Origin of the sequence: Runella sp. (genome assembly GCF_027484545.1) — a bacterium.
Lineage (GTDB): Bacteria > Bacteroidota > Bacteroidia > Cytophagales > Spirosomataceae > Runella.
Genome location: NZ_JAIXST010000114.1, coordinates 1 through 20,133 on the forward strand (window position 1 = coordinate 1; position 20,133 = coordinate 20,133).

General features: G+C 44.9%; 13 protein-coding genes. 9 read left to right on the forward strand and 4 right to left on the reverse strand.

Going from position 1 to position 20,133, the window contains the following annotated elements; all coding sequences use genetic code 11:
• Positions 1-227 precede the first annotated feature (227 nt).
• Positions 228-2,861, forward strand: a complete 2,634-nt coding sequence (locus Q0081_RS09965; protein ID WP_298352202.1) for an alpha-amylase family glycosyl hydrolase — start codon at positions 228-230, stop codon at positions 2,859-2,861.
• Here the strand turns inward: Q0081_RS09965 and Q0081_RS09970 are convergent, their stop codons facing one another.
• The 3 genes from Q0081_RS09970 to Q0081_RS09980 are packed head-to-tail and all read right to left on the reverse strand — an operon-like array spanning position 2,862 to position 5,858.
• Positions 2,862-4,847, reverse strand: coding sequence for a hypothetical protein (locus tag Q0081_RS09970; protein ID WP_298352204.1), 1,986 nt, complete (start codon positions 4,845-4,847; stop codon positions 2,862-2,864).
• A gap of 5 nt (positions 4,848-4,852) precedes the next feature.
• Positions 4,853-5,203, reverse strand: coding sequence for a MerR family transcriptional regulator (locus Q0081_RS09975; RefSeq protein WP_298352207.1), 351 nt, complete (start codon positions 5,201-5,203; stop codon positions 4,853-4,855).
• A gap of 7 nt (positions 5,204-5,210) precedes the next feature.
• Positions 5,211-5,858 (reverse strand): hypothetical protein, encoded by a 648-nt coding sequence (locus Q0081_RS09980; RefSeq protein ID WP_298352210.1) that lies wholly within the window; start codon positions 5,856-5,858, stop codon positions 5,211-5,213.
• Positions 5,859-5,974: 116 nt separating this feature from the next.
• Between Q0081_RS09980 and Q0081_RS09985 the strand changes: the two genes are divergently transcribed.
• A complete protein-coding gene (locus tag Q0081_RS09985) occupies positions 5,975-8,332 on the forward strand; it encodes a TonB-dependent receptor (RefSeq protein ID WP_298352211.1) in 2,358 nt (785 codons plus the stop codon).
• 77 nt (positions 8,333-8,409) lie between these two features.
• Here the strand turns inward: Q0081_RS09985 and sucC are convergent, their stop codons facing one another.
• A complete protein-coding gene (gene sucC / locus Q0081_RS09990; RefSeq protein ID WP_298352213.1) occupies positions 8,410-9,636 on the reverse strand; it encodes an ADP-forming succinate--CoA ligase subunit beta in 1,227 nt (408 codons plus the stop codon).
• Between the two features lie 126 nt (positions 9,637-9,762).
• Here sucC and Q0081_RS09995 point away from each other — a divergent pair, with 126 nt between their 5' ends.
• From Q0081_RS09995 to Q0081_RS10025, 7 genes are all read left to right on the forward strand, one after another.
• Positions 9,763-10,479 carry a DUF1361 domain-containing protein gene (locus Q0081_RS09995; protein ID WP_298352217.1) on the forward strand — a complete coding sequence of 239 codons (717 nt, stop codon included), beginning with the start codon at positions 9,763-9,765 and terminating at the stop codon, positions 10,477-10,479.
• A 141-nt stretch (positions 10,480-10,620) separates the two neighbouring features.
• Positions 10,621-11,928, forward strand: coding sequence for a UDP-N-acetylglucosamine 1-carboxyvinyltransferase (murA, locus tag Q0081_RS10000; RefSeq protein WP_298352220.1), 1,308 nt, complete (start codon positions 10,621-10,623; stop codon positions 11,926-11,928).
• Positions 11,929-11,945: 17 nt separating this feature from the next.
• Positions 11,946-12,824: a hypothetical protein gene (locus Q0081_RS10005; RefSeq protein WP_298352222.1), complete on the forward strand. Its 879-nt coding sequence runs from the start codon at positions 11,946-11,948 to the stop codon at positions 12,822-12,824.
• Positions 12,825-12,863: 39 nt separating this feature from the next.
• A complete protein-coding gene (locus Q0081_RS10010) occupies positions 12,864-13,580 on the forward strand; it encodes a DUF1080 domain-containing protein (RefSeq protein ID WP_298352224.1) in 717 nt (238 codons plus the stop codon).
• A gap of 22 nt (positions 13,581-13,602) precedes the next feature.
• Complete coding sequence (locus tag Q0081_RS10015) at positions 13,603-14,847, forward strand: MFS transporter (protein ID WP_298352227.1); 1,245 nt, start codon at positions 13,603-13,605, stop codon at positions 14,845-14,847.
• A 73-nt stretch (positions 14,848-14,920) separates the two neighbouring features.
• Entirely contained in the window at positions 14,921-16,228 is a 1,308-nt protein-coding gene (locus Q0081_RS10020) for an endo-alpha-N-acetylgalactosaminidase family protein (RefSeq protein WP_298352232.1), read from the forward strand.
• Positions 16,229-16,523: 295 nt separating this feature from the next.
• Positions 16,524-20,069, forward strand: coding sequence for a DEAD/DEAH box helicase (locus Q0081_RS10025; RefSeq protein WP_298352233.1), 3,546 nt, complete (start codon positions 16,524-16,526; stop codon positions 20,067-20,069).
• The last annotated feature ends 64 nt before the right edge of the window (positions 20,070-20,133 follow it).

Consider the following 20,133-nt stretch of genomic DNA (forward strand, 5'->3'; position numbering starts at 1 on the left):
AGATTACGAAAAGCACACTCAAAATAGTGAAAGTATGCGGGGCCGCCCGTGCGGTTTATTTAGCTATGATTCAGCTAATGTTGAAACGCCTTGATTGATATTTTAAAACAGTTTCTGATTTTATTTTCGGCCAAGCACTCGTCATCAAGCCCGAATTTCCCACGGCCGATGGTGAATTAACCCTTACGTTTGATTTAACCCAAGCGAAAGATAATCGAAAAGCAGGGTTGCTCAATCAGGCAGGCGGTTTGTATATTTGGGCGTGGGGTGGGTCTGACCCCGCCAACAAAACGGCAGAGTTTAGTCCTTCGGGGCAAACGAGTTTTTCGCAGCCTTTTGCCCCTGGACTGTTGACCCGTGTCAGTGATAATAGTTGGACAATAAAACTGACTCCCAACAAATACCTCAACATAACGGGAGGCAAAACCTTGCGTTGGATGGGGGTATTGGTGAAAAATGCCAGTGGTTCGGCCCAAACCGAAGATTTTTTGTTTGACTTTTATGCTTCCAATCAGTTGTTTGTACGATTTAACACCCCGACCGAAAAAAACTTTTTCACCGAAGCCAACCGTTCCATTTCTGTAAAGGCAAGAGCATCCATTACGGCTAAATTGACCTTGACACTCGACGGAACTGCCGTCGCAACGGCCACCGACACAACTATTTCGGCAACGATTCCAACGGGAACGGCCCCCAACCAACGCCGCACGGTGCGCGTTACGGCCAATGCAGGCAATCAGGAGGTTTTTGAGGAGTTTACTTTTACAGTTAGCCCATCGCCTACGGTGGCGGCTTTGCCTTCGGGACTGCGAAACGGCATCAATTATACTTCTGCAACGTCAGTGACTTTAGTGCTTTTTGCTCCCGATAAAAAGTTTGTGTATGTCTTGGGCGATTTCAATAACTGGGAGAATCAGACCGATTATTTGATGAACCGTACGCCCGACGGACAAACGTATTGGCTGGAAATCAAAAACTTAACCCCACAAAAAGAATACGCTTTTCAGTATTTAGTAGATGGAACGGTCGCCGTAGGAGACCCCTATGCTGAAAAAATCCTTGACCGAAACAACGATAAATTTATCCCCGCCTCCACTTATCCCAATTTGTTGCCTTTTCCTCAAAAAGCACAGGGTAATATCGTGTCAGTATTGCAAACCAACCAAACACCTTATGTTTGGAAGGTAAACAACTTCAAACGCCCCGCCAATGAAGATTTGGTGATTTACGAACTCTTGGTGCGCGATTTTGTGGGAAGTAGGTCGTATAAAACCGTAGCCGATTCATTCCCGTATTTAAAAAAAATGGGCGTCAATGTCCTTGAATTGATGCCCATTATGGAATTTTCGGACAATGACTCTTGGGGGTATAATCCTATTTTCCACGCCGCTCCTGACAAAGCCTACGGAACACCCAACGACTTGAAAGCTTTGATTGACAAATGCCACGAAAACGGCATTGCAGTCATTTTGGACATGGTATTGAATCAGGCCGATTACGAGTTTCCTTACGTGAAAATGTATTGGGATGGGACACAGCCTGCGGCCAACAGCCCGATGTTTAATCAGCAGTCGACGCACCCGTTCAGCGTATTTTTTGATTTCAACCACGAGGCTTCCGCTACAAAAGACTATGTGCAGCGGGTCAACGAGTTTTGGTTGAAAGAGTACCGTTTTGATGGTTTTCGTTTCGATCTTTCCAAAGGATTTACCCAAACAAATTCGGGTACGGACGTGGCGCGATGGGGACGTTACGATGCGAGCCGAGTGGCAATTTGGAAACGGATTTATGACCAAATTCGCAAAAATGACCCTACTGCCTACGTGATTTTGGAGCATTTTGCCGACGATCAGGAAGAAGCCGAACTTACCAATTACGGTATGATGGTGTGGGATAACCAAAACGGAGCGTTTCGAGAAGCGGTAAAAACGGGCAAAGGTAGTTTTAGCCGACTTTCGTGGAAAAACCACGCCAACTTTCAGAAACCTGCCGCAATTGGCTACATGGAAAGCCACGACGAAGAGCGGGTAATGTACGATGCCATTATCAACGGAAGTCCAGAAGTGAAGAATATTCCGACAGCCTTGGAACGGGTGAAAGCTGCCTCCGCACTCTTTATTCTTACGCCCGGACCCAAGCTGATTTGGCAGTTTGGCGAGTTGGGCTACGATGTTTCGATTGATGAAAATGGTCGTACGGGGGTAAAGCCGATTCGCTGGGAACACCTAAAGGATGCCAATCGATTGAAATTGTACAAAGTTTTTTCAGAACTGATTCGCCTCAAGACGACGCAAGAATTTACAAAAGCGACCGACTTTACGCTTGAAACGAGTGAAAACGTGAAGCGATTGACACTCAATCATTCCTCAATGAAAGTGCAGGTCATTGCCAATTTTGGGATAAACGACCAAGTGCTTTCGTTGCCTGTGGGTCGTTGGTTCGATTACTTTACGGGACAGGAAGTAAATGTCGCCTCTACTGACCCACAATATGCCTTTCAGGGTGGGCAATTTCATCTATTGACTTCGGTAAAAAAGGCAGTTTCCGAGTTGAATTTAGTGCCATGGAAAGTACAGACAATTACGGCAGTTGAGCCGCTTGAACTCGGCTATGACTTGATTATTTCACCTAATCCGTCGCAGGAATGGCTGCATTTGGAATGGGAAAGTACGTATCAGGGGGAAGTTAAAATCGAAATTACGGACATTTTGGGGCGGCAGCTTCGGTATTTTCTGCCCAACAAATCCACCAAAATAAGCAAACAGCAATTGCCCATTCATGGTTTGCCAGCAGGGAGTTATTTGTTACGCATCTTGGAAGGTGAAAAAAGCCAAGTAAAGCGTTTTGTGCGGGGATTTTGATTATTTCAACTCCTCCACATACAGTGCATTCCCTTCCGCTCTTCGTTGGATTGTTTTTCCATTGATGGTTGTAGAAAAAGAAACGGGTTCAAATGCTTCGGCAAAATTGTCCTGAAAAAGAAGAATGCGTTTGCCCGTTTTTGGATTTTTCCACACCTGTAGCCAAGGCTGATTGTGCTTAAAGGCCCGCGCAAACTCCCCGGTATCGTTTTCCCATTCGGCATTTGTGGATTTTTGATTGTTTCTTTGATAGGTAAAATCGTAACTTTCCCTTACCTGACTGCCGTCCAAAATGCCTTGGTACTTGGCAAAAAGTTCGTGGGCCTGTACCATAGCCGCTACGCCAAGCCCATCTTTTCCCATATAATCTTCACCAACGGTTGGACAGGACGGTTGGTCAGGACCTTGGTATTCATAGACAAAATACCCACCCGTATTCTGCGAGACGCATGATAAATTTCCGTTGATTTTGGAGTACCGCAATGCTTGGTATGGATTGTAGGACTGCCCGAAAATCCAGTAGTTGGTATAAAAAACGCGGGGATTACAGAGGTGAACAAATACCGCATCGCGGACCAAATTCATCGGATACATGACGCGATTGTCCATTTGGCGGATGTAGCCTTGAGCACCGTTGCCAATCTTAAAACGCCGCGTGGCACTGCGTCGAGCGTCCGACGGCTTGTCTTCGTAGGGCCATAGAAAATTGAGAAATTTGATATTTGGAGGGGCCGTTAATGACTTTAAATTTAACATGTCCAAGGTCCTCAAATACCAATTGATAGGCGCTTTCCAAACATTGGCGGGTTGGTCAACGGCATCATTGGTGTTGACTGTCATACTTGTATAACCAAAACCCGTCATCAACACAGTAGGAGAGGGAAGTTGGACGTTTTGGATCGCCTTGGCGTTTTGATGAATGGCTAAATAATCATCAATGTTTTTTTTGTCAGTGCTCCAGCTATCGTTGGCATAGCCATCGAGTTTGAAACTTTTTCCCTGAAAATTAAACGTAATCGGTTCGCCAATCCAAGAGAAAAACAGTTTGCCGTGTTTTTTATAAATACGCTCCGACAAATCGTACATGGTTTTGCGGAAATTTGGGTCGTTCATATCCCATTGCCAACCTTCATTCGCGGGGTTGTGAGGTTCAAAATCAACGGCAAATACGTCGGAAGGCATTCGTTTGGCCAGCCAATCAGCTGCTTGGTCCAACTGACGGGTGTCAAATTTTGTAATGCCCTGACGGCCTTTCGGGCGAACGTGTTGCATCAGTTCCACCACTTCCCCCGTGTACATAAGGCGAAATTTTTCATCATTAACGTGCCAATTGACTTTTTTTAAATTTTGTATCGGTTCGTCAACGGGCCGTGATTCTGAGCCATATTTTTTGTTGGGCAAAAGCGTAAAAGCGGGGGTTTGTTTGAAAATACCAAGGTCCCCTGCGGCTTTGTCACCTGGCCAAAGCGGCTGAGTGTATGTTAATTGAGGTTTGGAGTTATCCAATGAATCCCGTACCCAAAAAATCAGTTCAGCCGCCGCCGCATATTTGGTTTTCCCCGCTGCTGTATTGACCGTTGAGGTCAGCCAACTTTCGGAATTGATGTTGGAGACATCGGTCATGTATTTTACCACATGCAGCCAACGATTCGATAAAACGGGTTGCCAGGTAAGCTGGCGGGCATCTACTCGGTTCACACTGCCGTTTAGAACGTAATAAGCCGTGCGTCCTGCTTCGGGTTTTGCGTCATCGGTTAGATACAATTTATTGTCGGTACGGCGTTCGAGTCGCAACTTGATCTGTTGGTCTTCGTAGCGGTTGGGGTCCGGTTCAAACTCAAAATAAACAAGAGAAGCTTTGGCTTTGGGAAGGGCTTTTAAGGCAGGAGTGACGGAAACGAGAGGAGTACCCGGGGCGGCTGCTCTATGTTTTATAAAAAAAAACACGGCTAACACCGTACCGGCTAAAATACCTATTTTTATCATTTTTTTCACTTTACAATATCCTTCAAGTCTTCCAAGTAACGCTTGACAATTTCCAACTGTTGTATCACGCGATTGATTTTGTTGCGCTGCCCTTTTCCTGATTCTATTATTTGACGGGCGGCCGAGAGTTTGTGTTTTTTATACTCAACAAGATAAACAATCTCGTCCAAAAGCTCTATATCAGCAAGTGTGTAGATTCGGTCGCCGCTTCGTTTTTCGGGTTTGAGCATGGGGAAAACGGTTTCCCAATACCGCAATTTAGAGGGTTCAAATCCGTAGCGGGCAGCCACTTCATTAATATCAGAGAATAGTTTAGGTTCGGCGTAGGTAGGGGAAGCTATTTCTTTTTTAGCCATAATAGTTTCAATTATTGCCATAATACTGCAAATAAGCAGCCAGTCGCTCGAAATTATGTAATTCGGTTTCGTTGGCAAATTTAGTCAAATAGTCTCGATAAGTGTCTTCCAGGCGTTGGTAGCTCGGGTTGTTATTGAGCTTTGCCGCAATCAACCCCTTGAAGCAACGGTGAATTTGGTTGTATAGGTATTTGGAAGGTTTGTGGGAAGCACTGTTGAGAATACGGTCTATATCGGAGAGTTTGGTCACAGAATTCAGAAAACTAAACCCTGAATAAATCATGAATTCTTTGATGGTCTCGCAGGTATCGGTCAGGTCTTCGTCATTTTGAATTTTATAGCGGAAATACTTCACATCATTGTATTTTCCGGTCGAAATAATCAAGGTATTAACATCGGCTCTGAATTCCACCAAATTAACATTCAGAAACTGCTGAGCAATTTGTTCAATTTGGTCGTTTCGGCAGCCGATATGTACTTCCACCCATGCATCCTTATCTTTTTCGTACTCAGATACCGAAAAAATGATGTTTACAAAGCCGGCAAGTGTACTTTTGCGAAACTGCTTTTTATCCATGTGCAAGCGAAACCCTTCTGCCTCGAAAAAATCGTACAACGCGTAGTAAAGTTTGGCTTCGGTGGTCTTGATACTCATGACAAAAAAGTGGGACCGCCCATGCGGTTGATGGATGACAGTTTCGTTCAGCAATAAGTTTATAATTTACTAACAACAACGCAAATATTCCGATGAAACATAGTTTACTTTATTTTATGAATCACACTCTTCGATTAAGTCTTGCTTTTTTTATTGCCTTCATTGGATATTGCGCCCCTGGCGTCAGCCAAAATACCATCACCCAAACCATCAGGGGCGTAGTTTCGGACGGCGATAATAATCAACGACTTGCGGGGGCAAGTGTAAAATTAGTAGGAACCGAAACCGGCACCATCACTGATTCAATCGGAAACTTTCGGCTTATCAACATTCCTATCGGCAGATATTCTCTTCAAATAAGCAGCGTTGGGTACGAAACGGTTACGATACCCGAAGTATTGTTGGAGGCGGGAAAAGAAAAAGTATTGAGTGTTGCCTTGAAAGAATCAGCTCAGCAGCTGTCTGAAACGGTAATTCGCTCTTCCAGACCGCCTTCGTTCAGCAGTATTCAAACCATCACCATTGAACAAACCCTTCGTTTTGCCGCTACATTTTTTGATCCGGCACGTTTGGCTACTTCTTTTCCGGGAGTGGTGGCAGCCAATGACCAAGCCAATGGATTGGTCATTCGGGGAAATTCACCGACGGGTACGCAGTGGCGGTTGGAAGGGGTGGAGATTGTGAACCCTAATCACCTCAGCAATGCAGGGACTTTCAGCGACCGACCTACTCAAACGGGTGGAGGAACCAATATCCTGAGTGCGCAACTCATGGAGCGGGCCGATTTTATGACGGGAGCCTTCCCGGCCCAATACGGTAATGTATTGGGAGGCGTTATGGATGTTCATTTACGAAAAGGCAATGACCAAAAACACGAATTTATGGGCCAAGCGGGGCTTATTGGAGTAGATTTCGCGGCCGAAGGGCCGATTTCGCGTAAAAACAAATCCTCTTATCTCATCAATTATCGTTACTCTTTCACAGGGCTTTTGGCTTTGATGGGCATCAAATTTGGAGGAGAAGACATTCGTTTTCAGGATATTTCCTTTAATCTCTCTTTTCCTACGCGCAAAGCAGGGCATTTTACGGTTTTTGGAATGGCGGGGGTAAGCAGCAATGTATTTAAGGCGGAGCGCGATACGTTGCAGTGGAAGTTCCAGAAAGATGGTTTTGACATTGAATTTAAAAATCGCATGGGTGCGCTTGGAGTGACGCATTCCATTAACTTAGGACGCAATACGACGTGGAAAACAGTATTGGCAGCTTCCGGATTGGAGACGCGCCGCGAAGGATATGTCTTGTCAAAAACTACGTTTAATCGCTTTTTTGTCCAATTGGATGCTTTCAAAAAAACACGCTATTCGCTGGCAACGTCGCTTTCGCATAAACTCAGCGCCAATTGGCAATTACAGGAAGGGCTTAATTTGACCTATCAGGAGGATTCTGTTCAAATTAACAACCGGGGCATCTCTAAAGGGAAAATGCAGGGCTTAATTGTACAGCCCTATTTTTTGTTGACCGGAAAACTCGCACCGCGATTGACGGTGCAGGCCGGACTTCATTATTTGTCTTATACCTACAATAAAACCAATTCTTTAGAGCCGCGTGCTTCGGTAAGATACAACGCCACTGACCGAACTGCGTTGACGTTGTCGTACGGGTTACACAGTCAATTGCAGTTGCCCCAAACGTATCTATCACTTAAAAATTCGGATACGCGCTCCGATATTTTTCCCAATGTGTTGTTAGGTTTTACCAAGGCACAGCACGTTGTTTTAGGATTTGAAAAGAGTTTACGTAAACAGGCATCACTCAAAGTGGAAGCTTATTATCAATCATTATTTAATGTACCGATTGCAAAAAATGACCCAATCGTAAGTTATCGTGTCATTCCGGCCTTCTCAACCCTTAATTTGATTGAGGGTTTTACCGATGCTGAATTGGCAAACAAAGGCACAGGAAAAAATTACGGCGTAGAAGTGACGTATCAGCAGTATTTGGGCAAAGATTTTTATGCGCTCATTACGGGTTCATTGTATAACTCTACTTACAAAGGACAGGACGGTGTCGAGCGCAGTACCCGCTTCAACGGAAATCATACATTTAGTTTTGCGGGAGGAAAAGAATTTCGCCAACGTCCTAATCGTACTTTCGGGGTAAACCTGCGCGTCTTATGGCTCGGTGGTTATCGCGATTCGCCGATTGATTTGGAAGCTTCGCGCAGTTCAGGGCAAACTTCTTACAAAGTCAACGAATTGTACACCATTAAAATGAAGGATTACTTCCGCCCCGATGTGCGGATTTTCTGGAAACGACACAAACCCAATTATACCAGGACGTGGTCAATTGACATTCAGAACGTTTCCAATACCAAAAATGAAGCGTACAGTTACTACGATATTCTCCAACGTCAAATCGTGCAGCAGTTTCAGTTGGGAATGGTGCCGGTGATAAATTACCGAGTGGAATTTTAACTTTCAACTTACTGCAACAGAAAAGCCGCATCGTTTGATGCGGCTTTTCTGTTGTAAGTTTATGATAATCAGCTAGCTTAGTTCAAGCCTAACGATTTTAAAATTTCAGTTACTTTTGCCGCTGCTTCTTTGAATTCGATGGCAGAAACTACTTTCAAACCGGATTCATTGATGATGCGAACACCTTCTTCGGCATTTGTTCCCTGTAAGCGTACGATGATAGGGACTGGAATATCACCAATGGCTTTGTAAGCTTCTACAACTCCCGTAGCTACGCGGTCGCAACGAACAATACCACCGAAAATATTGATAAGGATTGCTTTTACGTTCGGGTCTTTCAGGATAATACGGAAACCTGCTTCAACAGTTTTAGCATTGGCACCACCCCCAACGTCTAAGAAGTTGGCCGGTTCACCGCCTGAAAGTTTGATCAAGTCCATGGTTCCCATTGCCAAACCGGCACCGTTTACCATACAGCCTACGTTTCCGTCCAATTTGACGTAGTTGAGGTTATTTTCGCCTGCTTCCACTTCCAAAGGATCTTCTTCGTTGGTATCGCGCATCAAAGCAAGGTCAGCGTGGCGAATGAGGGCGTTGTCGTCCAAATCTACTTTCGCATCAATGGCCATGATTTTATCATCCGACGTTTTCAACACTGGGTTGATTTCAAACATAGAAGCGTCTGATTCCCAATAAGCTGTGTAAAGCGATGTGATGAATTTTACCATTTCTTTGAAGGCATTGCCCGATAAACCAAACGCAAACGCAATTTTGCGAGCTTGGAATCCCTGCAAACCAACACGTGGGTCAATCCATTCTTTGATGATTTTTTCGGGAGTGTGCTCGGCTACTTCTTCAATGTCCATCCCACCTTCGGTACTTGCCATAATGACAGGGCAACCTTTGGCGCGGTCTAAAAGAATAGAAATATAGAATTCTTTTGGCTCAGAAGCACCCGGGTAATACGCGTCTTCGGCCAAAAATATTTTATTTACTTTCTTGCCATCGGGTCCGGTTTGATGAGTCACCAAAACATGTCCGAGGAGGTTTGTTGCCACTTCACGAACTTGGTCGGGTGATTTAACCACCTGTACACCACGTTGTTCGCTGTTAACAATTTTGCCTTTTCCGCGACCGCCCGCATGGATTTGCGATTTCACAACCACAAACTTTGAACCTGTCCGCTCTGCAATGGTGCGATAGGCTTCAACGGCGCGTTCAGGGGTATCTACCACGATGCCATCCTGGATACGGACACCGTATTTTTTGAGTATTTCTTTTCCTTGGTACTCGTGTATATTCATACTATTATTTTGGTGAGTGTTTGTAATATTTGGTTTGGCCGTGCCAAATTACGGAAAAGTTTTAACTTGATTGTTGAATTTGGGCACATAATTAGACGTTCTTTGTGTAACTAACCCAAGAAAGCTTTGCTAAAACGTCTCATTCATCGGTTCCGGAGGTACCGCTTTATGGTATATGAGCCTCCCATTATTACCTTGGAAGGTCTGTATCCACTTCTTCTGCTTCTTCTTTTGAGCCTAGTAGCTACCACTTATCATACCGTACGTATTCAATTTAAAGAAGCTGTTGATTTTTCTTTGGATTGGAATTTATTCCTGAGTTGGATTCCTCTTTTGGTGGCCTATATGGTGGATTTAACCGTAACACGATTTGGTAAACTGCCCAAGTGGGTGGGGTTTTGGAGCGTGGTTTGGATGGTATTTTTCCCAAATGCACCTTACATGATTACCGATTTGGTTCATTTGTCAGGAGATATGGGGCGGGACCTTACGTGGCATGATATGATTATGCTTTTTTTCTACGCAGAGGTAAGCCTGATTAATGGGTTGGTTTCGGTGTATTGGATGCACCGCTCCTGGCAAAAAACATATACTAAGATAGTGAGTAATGTATTGTTGGCCATAAGTTTTCCATTGGCAGGATTTGGTATTTATTTGGGTCGCATTCGCCGATGGAACAGTTGGGATATCGTGGAAAATCCGGAAAAATTACTTCGGGCGATTGGCCAAAGCCTTACCGATCGCACTGCTCTTGTTCTCAGCTTAGAATTCGGGGTGTTACTAAGTATGCTTTATTTGGTACTTTGGGTGTTACTGCGATTCCGGGTGAGGCCTGTTGAATAAGTAATTGACCCGTTTATGTGTAGTTTTTAAAAGGTGTTAACGCCTTTTTTTGCTATCTTTTTTTAAAAAATGATAGCTTTGCACAAAACATTTAACCATCAATATTTACTATTTATCCCTCTCTAACGCTTATTCCCTAATATGGCTTCATTCAAAATAGCAGGCGGTCGTTCGATGAAAGGTGAGATTACTCCCCAAGGCGCCAAAAACGAAGCGTTACAAATTTTGTGCGCAGTCTTGCTGACCAAAGAACCTGTTACCATTCATAATATTCCCAACATTCGGGACGTCAATCAACTGATTGATTTATTGGGGGATTTAGGCGTAAAACGTACTCGTTTGAGCGATAGTTCGATTCGTTTTGAAGCCTCCGACGTACATCTTGATTTCATGGAAACCGAAATGTATCGCCAAAAAGCAGCTGCTTTGCGGGGGTCGGTCATGTTGTTGGGGCCGATGTTGGCACGTTTCAAAAAAGGACGTATTCCGCGTCCTGGAGGAGATAAAATCGGTCGCCGTCGGTTGGATACCCACTTTTTAGGCTTTGAACGTTTGGGTGCTAAATTTGACTATGACCCCAACGACGGTGGTTTCTACCAAGTAGATGCGAGCGGATTGCACGGTACGTATATGTTGTTGGATGAAGCATCGGTGACGGGAACGGCCAATATCCTGATGGCAGCCGTCATGGCTGAAGGAATAACGACAATTTATAACGCCGCTTGCGAACCCTATCTTCAGCAACTCTGCAAAATGCTTAACCGTATGGGCGCAAAAATTGGCGGAGTAGGCTCTAACCTGCTGACGATTGAGGGCGTATCTGTATTGCAGGGGACAGAACACAGCATGTTGCCCGATATGATCGAAATTGGGTCGTTTATCGGAATGGCGGCTATGACGCAGAGCGAATTAACGATTAAAAATTGCTCTATATTAGATTTGGGAGTGATTCCTGGAGTGTTTCAGAAATTAGGGATTCAAATGGAATTCCGCGGTGACGATATTTTTGTTCCCGCTCAGGAACGTTACGAGGTAGAGTCGTTTATTGATGGTTCCATGCTGGTGGTAGCCGATGCTCCCTGGCCTGGTTTTACGCCCGACTTGTTGAGTATCGTATTGGTAACGGCGATTCAGGCAAAAGGAACGGTGTTGATTCACCAGAAAATGTTTGAGAGTCGCCTGTTCTTCGTGGATAAACTCATCGAAATGGGTGCTCAAATTATCCTTTGTGATCCGCACCGCGCTACGGTAGTAGGCTTAAATCGTGCTACTCAATTGCGCGGTATTCGCATGACTTCTCCCGATATTCGGGCAGGGGTGTCGCTGTTGATTGCGGCGATGTCGGCGCAGGGAGTAAGTATTATTGATAACATTGAACAAATTGATAGAGGCTATCAGAATATTGATACCCGTCTTAATGCCATAGGTGCCGAGATTGTACGGCTTTAAAATTAAAAAGACTCGTTATGACACAAATGAAAAGCACGAAGATAAGACCCCTCAATCCTTTGTTTCTCTCCTTTGGGTTACTGATTGGGTTTATTTCCTGTAAGGAAGAAGACCCGATTTTACCTTTGACAGCCATTGGTTTTGACGGAAAAACGGTAATTGTTTCTCCTTCTGGTAAACTTCGTGTAAAATTCAATCAACGGGTGACGTGGAAAATTTCGGCGGGAACAGCTACCCAAAATGCGCAGGATTCGTTGATTTATTCTGCGCCGACCACTGCGGGAGTATATCAAATGACCGTTAAAAATGAGCGAGACCAAAATGACAGTTTGGTGATAAAAGTCGTGGTATCTTCCCGCGCAGATGTATTGAGATCCTTACAAAAAGGAGGATATGTGATAATATTCCGACATGCGGCGGCAGATGTGGGAGCGGATTTGTTGAGTGCGGGTACGGGAGAGTGGTGGAAGTCCTGTGATTCTAAATTGGCTCGCCAACTCAATGAACAGGGTAAAACAGATGCCGCAGATATTGGGAAGGCGTTTAAAAATGTCCAAATTCCGGTAGGAAGGGTTTTTGCCAGTGAATATTGTCGCTGTTATACCAGCGCAGATTTGATGAGTTTTGGTATGACAACGACGCAGTCAAAAGACCTAACTTATTATGTATATGATGAGCCGAATCGTTATGCCAATACCACGAAATTGGCGTCGGCACAGCCTATAGATGCTCAAAATAGTATTTTAGTGATTCACGCAGGTTTTACAGTAACACCTACCCCTGCTCCTTTGAACAGTTTAGCGTGGGGCGATGCCGCCGTATTCAAATTAGTACCAGGACAGCCGGCGACTTACGTAACAACGATATTAGTAAAAGAGTGGACAGAATTGAAGTAAGATTTTAACTACACCTGCCCCAAAACAAATACTCCTAAAATGATGATACGAAGGTTAGTACCGCTTTTCTGCCTTATTTCGTTTGTCGTCAGAAGTCAGACGGTTTCGCTCAATGATTTGAGCGCTTTCAAAACTTCTACAGCCAATTGGTCTATTGCAGGGGATGTAACCGTTGATGTGAACCAAACTAATGTCTTGACTACTACGCCCGGGAAGGGTATTTTGGCGTGTATTCAACTGCCCGGAAAAGCGGGACTTGCTTATAACTTGCTTACCAATTTTGAACACGGCGATGCCGACGTGGAAGTGGAGTTTATGATGGCGAAAGGCTCCAATTCAGGTATCTACCTGCAAGGTCGCTATGAAATTCAACTTTTTGACAGTTGGGGCGCAAAGGAATTGCACGTCTATGATGTGGGTTCTATTTATGAGCGTTGGGATGAAGCCCGGCCCAGCGGGACAAAAGGCTACGAAGGACATGTCCCAAGAATAGATGCAGGAAAAGCTCCCGGCCTTTGGCAAAAAATGAAGATTTCTTTTCAAGCCCCGCGTTTTGATGCCGCCGGTAAAAAAATAGCCAATGCCAAAATGCTGAAAGTGGAATTGAATGGTATAATTCTCCACGAAAATGTAGAACTCTTTGGTCCAACCCGTAGCAGCATAGACGGTGAAGTCGCCAAAGGTCCACTCATGTTTCAGGGAGATCATGGCAGCGTGGCTTTTCGGAATTTAGTTATCAAGTCTTTTGTTCGCTGATCCGGTCATCTAAACTCAACCCATGAAATATCGCTACCGTGCCCTGACTTTTTTGTTTGCTCTTTCCATTATTACTTTTCTCGACCGCGTTTGTATGAACGTCGTCAGCAAATACGTAAAAGCCGATTTGGGCTTAAACAACGAGGAGTTTGGCTGGATTTTGGGCGCTTTTTCATTGGCGTATGCTTTATTTGAAATTCCAACGGGGGCCATGGGTGATACCATCGGCCCCCGTCGCGTTTTGACGCGTGTGGTGTTGTGGTGGTCGGGGTTCACGGCTTTGACCGGAACCGCTTTCAGTTTTTTGTACCTGTTGGTCGTGCGATTTTTGTTTGGGGTAGGAGAGGCCGGCGCTTATCCTAACGCCACAATTGCTATTTCGCGTTGGTTTCCTGCCGTAGAAGTAGGTCGGGCGCAATCGGTCATCTGGGCGGCAGGACGTATTGGCGGAGCGCTTACACCCTTGCTTGTGATTCCGTTGGTACATGCCGTGGGCTGGCGTTGGTCGTTTGGCGTTTTGGGTTTGGTCGGAGCGTTGTGGGCCGTGGCTTGGTATATTTGGTTTAGAGACGAACCTTCGGAGAAAGCAGGAATTACCCAAGAAGAAGTAGAAATTATAGAAGCGGGGCGTCACATCAAACAGTCAGACCATGCCATTCCCTGGAAAACAATCATTCGCAATCCTGACATTTGGGCATTGATGCTTATGTGCCATCTATTTTTCTACGGAGCCTATTTCTTCACCAATTGGTCTTCTACCTACTTTCAGGAAGGCCGCGGGATGACTGAAGACCAATCGAAAAACTTCATTTCTCTTTCGTATTTTCTGGGAGCTATCGGTTGCATTGCTGGCGGTTTTTTAAGTGATATTTTGTCCAAAAAATACGGTTTGAAGTTCGGACGACGTGTTGTAGCCATTACGGGATTGGGACTTTCGAGCGTCTTTTTTCTGGCTGCCGGTTTAACGACTGATAATCAACTTTCGGGGTATTTGTTGGCTATCTGTGTGTTAACCAAAGACTTGGCTTTGCCTGTGTCTTTTGCCGTGTGTGTGGATATTGGCAAACGCAATGCCGGTACAGTCGCTGGCTCGATGAATTTTGCGGGCCAAATGGGCGGATTTTTCATCACTATTATCTTTGGGATGGTAGTTGAAAATACCAAAAACTTTAATATTCCCTTGTACCTGATTTCGGGTTGTTTGCTGGTAGCGGCCTTGTTGTGGTTTAAAATTGATCCTACTAAAACTGTTCAGTTAAAGGCTTGAGCAAAAAATAAATTTACAGTTTTAACTCTATCAGTGAGCAACTATAGACCCTATCATTTATTTGTCATTATATATGAATCTATGTCCTCACTTTTTCTCAAAAGCCGGTGCAATCATCGCGTTTATAGGAATGCTTCATATTTCGGCAAAGGCGCAGAAAAGTGATACCATAGACATTCATTATTCCACTGATTTAAAACAGGTTATAAAACCCAAACATGCGTATCACCAAACCTTGACCATGAAGCTGTTTCTGTCACAGGCGCTGTTTGATGGGAAATTTAAGCGAAAAGACAACGGTACGTCAGAGGTTGCTCTGGCCTTTTCCCAAGCCCTCGACGTCATCAAAAAGATGGATAATTTAACTCTTGGGATTCCTAAAATTGTGTACCTCGTGGGTTGGCAATACAACGGTCATGATTCAAAATACCCTGCTTGGTTTGGGGTCAATGAACGACTCAAACGCCCCGAAGATAAAACGGCATTGGAGAGTCTAAAATGGCTAATGAAAGAAGCCGTTAGGTATCATACCGTCGTGAGTCTGCATATCAATATGTTTGATGCGTACGAAGACAGTCCTTTGTGGGATACCTACGTTAAAAACAACATCATTGCTCGCAATGCCGATGGGGCGCTGCGAGCTTGTGAATGGGGCTATCCCATCAGCTATGCCCGCGAGTGGGAAACGGGTTTTGCCCAAAAACGAATCGACAGTTTATGTAAACTATTGCCGCTTCAAAGAGCCCAAACGATTCATATTGATGCGTTTCATACGTGGCCACCCGTTCCAACAATGGTGGATGGAAAATACAAACTAAACTTCGACAAAGCTCCAACCAGTCCATTTCTGGGAAATACCGTTCAGGATGAGAGTGAAGCGCAACGTGAAATCTATCAATACTGGGCTTCTAAAGGCATTGATGTCACTTGTGAGGGGGTTGACTTTTTACGCGAATCGTCGTTTGAAGGTTATCAACCCATGGCTTGGTGGTTTACGGGCTTGAATAACTACCTCAAATGGCCTGCGAGTTTTTATTGCGGTGGTCAAGATAACAGCGAGTGGGGCAAATTGTTTGGAACAAGTATGCACGGTGAAGATGTCATCAATAAAGACCCCGAAAAACTTTCCGGTTTTTTATCGCAGTTTTGTACTAAAACAGTAATCTGGTATTACTTAAATCGCTTGAATAGAGAATATGTGGTGTCGAACTCCGCCGAAAAATCGGTTCATTTTTCTCAAAAAACCGTTTCTGCGTTAAAAGGAAAAGAATTTTTAGTACAGTCTGACGATATTCTTCTGGCTGAAAATGAGGATGTTTTTGTCCCAGCCTTGTGGTTGAAAAAGCCATCAGTCGTTGCATTTAGTAAAAACGGATACTAAAATCGTCGCTGGAAATTACCTCAATCTCTGAGCAGCAAACGTCAACTTAAAATTTCTCTGGTTACCATCGAAGGTCTAAAACCTGCGGGAACTGTCAAGGTTAAGGAGGGAGCTATTACTTTATCAGTCGCTGCAGGGGAAGCAGTTTTGATTGACTAAATCGTCTTGCTTTTTTTATGCTCTTCATCCGGTGCTTCCCGTTGATGTGAATTTTAATGGAATCCGTTGAAAAATCCATATTTGAAACTCTGACTTCACAGTTCCTTCGTTATTTTTGCCAAAAATAGCATAACGAATGGCATTGCAACGGAAAAGCGCATTTGGGCAAACTTGGTGGGGACAACAGTGGATCAAGGTGTTGGAAGGATTGGATCAAAGTGGACGATTGGCGCGGGGGCGCACCTACGCCAACAACGGCTCGGTACAAAGTATCGCTTTTGAGGGCAACAAAATTGCCGCTCGGGTGAAAGGGACATCGCCCAGACCCTACAAAATAGCGTTCAAAATTGAGCCGCTTTCTTCTTCTGATAAGGCTCGGCTGGTAAGCTTAATTACCGACAATCCGCTGTATTTGACGCAATTGCTGAATCGTCAGTTGCCTTCGGAACTGTATAACGATTGCGAACGCAAAGGCATTTCTCTGTTTCCGCGCTCGTGGGATGCCTTTCATTCCGATTGCTCCTGCCCCGATTGGGGCGACCCCTGCAAACACCGCGCTGCTGTGTTGTATTTGGTGGCCAATGAAATTGACAAGAACCCTTTCCTGATTTTTGAACTTCGCGATTTTGACTTATTCAAAAGTCTGGAAGCCTTGGGTTTTGCCTCGTCCGACCAAAAAAACGTAGAAACACTCGACGTGGCTGATTTGCGTCAACCGTTTGAGGGGTCCGAAGAGACTGATTTTCAACCCGATGCAACCCTCTACGACGCAATTGACTTTTCGATTCTTCCCGACGTGTCGGAGAGTTTACTGTCGTTACTGGGTGATAATCCGCTGTTTTATCGAACGGGCAATTTTAAGCAGGTTTTACAAAAATTTTATACCGAAACCGCCAAAAAAGCTCGTGCGTTAGTCATCGCCGACGAACCCCGCGAGCAGGATTATGACAAAGATTTGGATGCTGTAGAAAGTGCGGATATTATCATGGACGAGGCGATGGGCTTTTTGCAGGCCAATTTCCGCGACACCCGCGAGCGGATTGTATTTCAATTTGACGAACTTCCCAAGCTTGTTGATTGGATTCATCGCCTGCCTTCGGCGCAGTTACCCCAACTTTCTCCTACGCTCAAAGGGCTGTATTTTCTGAACCTTTTGGCAAATAAACTGCTCGAACGCGGGGCGATTGTTCCACAATTAGTGCGAGCAAAACTCAAAAAAGAATACCACTTGGTTCGCTGGATACCGGCTACTCTGAACGAGCAAGTTGCTACCTTATCGAACCAAGTCAGGGCAGTTTTACCCCCTGAAATCCTCTACTATAAAATCGGAAAACGTGATATATTTATTCCCATCGAAAGCGATTTTATCAATGCGGTATGTTCGCTCATTTTGACGGAGCGCGTACGGCAATTCAATGACTACTTTGACTACAAAGCCACCGATACCGATGACCTGTTCTTCCGAAATTCAATGGTTTATTTCGGAGGTTTTGAGTCGCGTGAAATACCAAACAGTGTACAGTTGTGGTTGAATAAATTTTTCATTGCTCACCGCGATTTTGTGCCTGTGTTGCAAGTGGAAGAGTTGGAAGAAGGCTTTCGAGTAAACGTATTGGTCGAAAACAAAAAGTCAGAATTAGCTGCGCTTATTCCGCTCGAAACCTTCATGGAAGAACGCGAATATGCCCCGGTACGAATGGGAGTGATGCGTGACCTTTCCATGATGGCGGAGCATTTTCCGCAACTCAATCGCCTGATTGCTGGAAAAGGAACTGAACCGCTGTTGTTTAATTCAGAGAATTTTACCGAAATACTCCTCAAAATACTGCCTACAATCCGACTTTTCGGCATCAAAATTCAATTGCCCAAGGCGTTACAAAAATTGCTTCGCCCGCAACTTTCGATGACGCTCGACAGCGAAGAAGACGGGAAAGTGGCCGCTTCGTCGGTGATTAGTTTGGAAACCATGCTCAAATTTCGCTGGGAAGTGGCGGTTGGCGATGAACACATTGACAGCGCAACGTTTGGGAGGATGGTCGAAAACTACAAAGGGTTGGTCAAAATTAAAGACCAGTATGCGTATTTTGACGAAAAAGAAATCAAAACGCTACTCGAAAAGCTCAAAAACCCTCCTGCTCTTGACAGCAATGATTTACTGCAAACCGCACTTACCGAAGAGTATAATGGCACGGGCGTAACACTCACTAAATCAGCGCAAAAGTGGATGAAGGAGTTGCTAAAAAATGAAGCCGTGCCTTTGCCTGAACGCCTTACCGCCAACCTGCGCCCTTACCAGCAGCGTGGCTATGAATGGCTGTACAAAAACGCTCGCCTCGGGATGGGAAGCCTCATTGCGGATGACATGGGACTGGGAAAAACCCTGCAAGTAATTACTGCCCTCCTGAAAATGAAACAGGAGGGGGCATTCAAGAAAATCAAAGGCTTAATAGTTGTTCCCACCACACTGCTGACCAACTGGTCTAAAGAAATCGCAAAGTTTGCTCCTGAACTGCGACTGCATCTCTACCACGGCCCCGGGCGTAGCTTGCCCCAACTCAACGAAGCCGATATTTTGCTAACCACTTACGGAGTGATTCGAAGCGAGGAAGAATCGTTGAGCAAACAGAGATGGTCAGTGATGGTGATAGATGAAGCCCAAAACATCAAAAACCCCAACACAGCGCAAACCAAGGCCGTCAAAAAAATGAAGTCGGGCATCAAAATTGCCATGAGCGGAACTCCCGTCGAGAACCGCATGGCGGAATACTGGTCTATTTTTGATTTTGCCAACAAAGGCTACCTCGGCAGTCTGAAAAAATTTGTGAGTGATTATGCCATCCCCATCGAGATAGACCGCGACCAACACGCGCTGGACAAGTTTAAGCGAGTAACGGAACCGTTTATTTTAAGGAGGGTCAAAACCGATAAGAAAATCATTCAAGACCTGCCCGACAAAATTGAAATCGACCAAGCTTGCACGCTCACCAATGAACAGGCAGCTCTGTATCAAAGTGTGGTAGACCAAGCCTTGCGCGGTATTGAAGGCCAAAAAGACGGATTTAAGCGAAGTGGGTTGATTTTTAAAATGATGACCGCCCTCAAGCAAATTTGTAACCATCCAACGCACTACCTCAAAAAAGGAGGCGCTCAGCCCGAAGCATCGGGTAAGACACTTTTACTGCTTGATTTGATTCGGCAAATCCTTGAAAATGGCGAAAAAACGCTCCTATTTACCCAATACGAAGAAATGGGAACGCTGTTACAAACGATGTTTCAGGAGCAAATGCAGCTGGAAGTGCCTTTTTTACACGGGGGAGTGAGTCGCAAAAACCGTGACGAAATGGTCGAAGATTTTCAGAACAATCGTTCTACGCGTATCCTGATTTTATCGCTAAAAGCAGGGGGGACTGGTTTGAATCTAACCGCGGCTAACAACGTGATTCACTACGATTTGTGGTGGAATCCTGCGGTGGAGGCACAAGCCACTGACCGGGCGTTTCGGATTGGTCAGACCAAAAACGTGCTGGTGCACCGTTTCATTACGCAGAACAGTTTTGAAGAAAAGATCAATAAACTCATTCAGAATAAACGCGAACTCGCCAACCTTACGGTTACCGATGGAGAAACGTGGCTCGGCGATTTGTCAAATAAGGATTTGAGGGAATTAGTGAAGTTGGGATAAAAAAACGTCGGCGAGGTTTTGAACGGGGTCGCCCAGACCTTGCCGACGTTCTCGTGCTGACGTT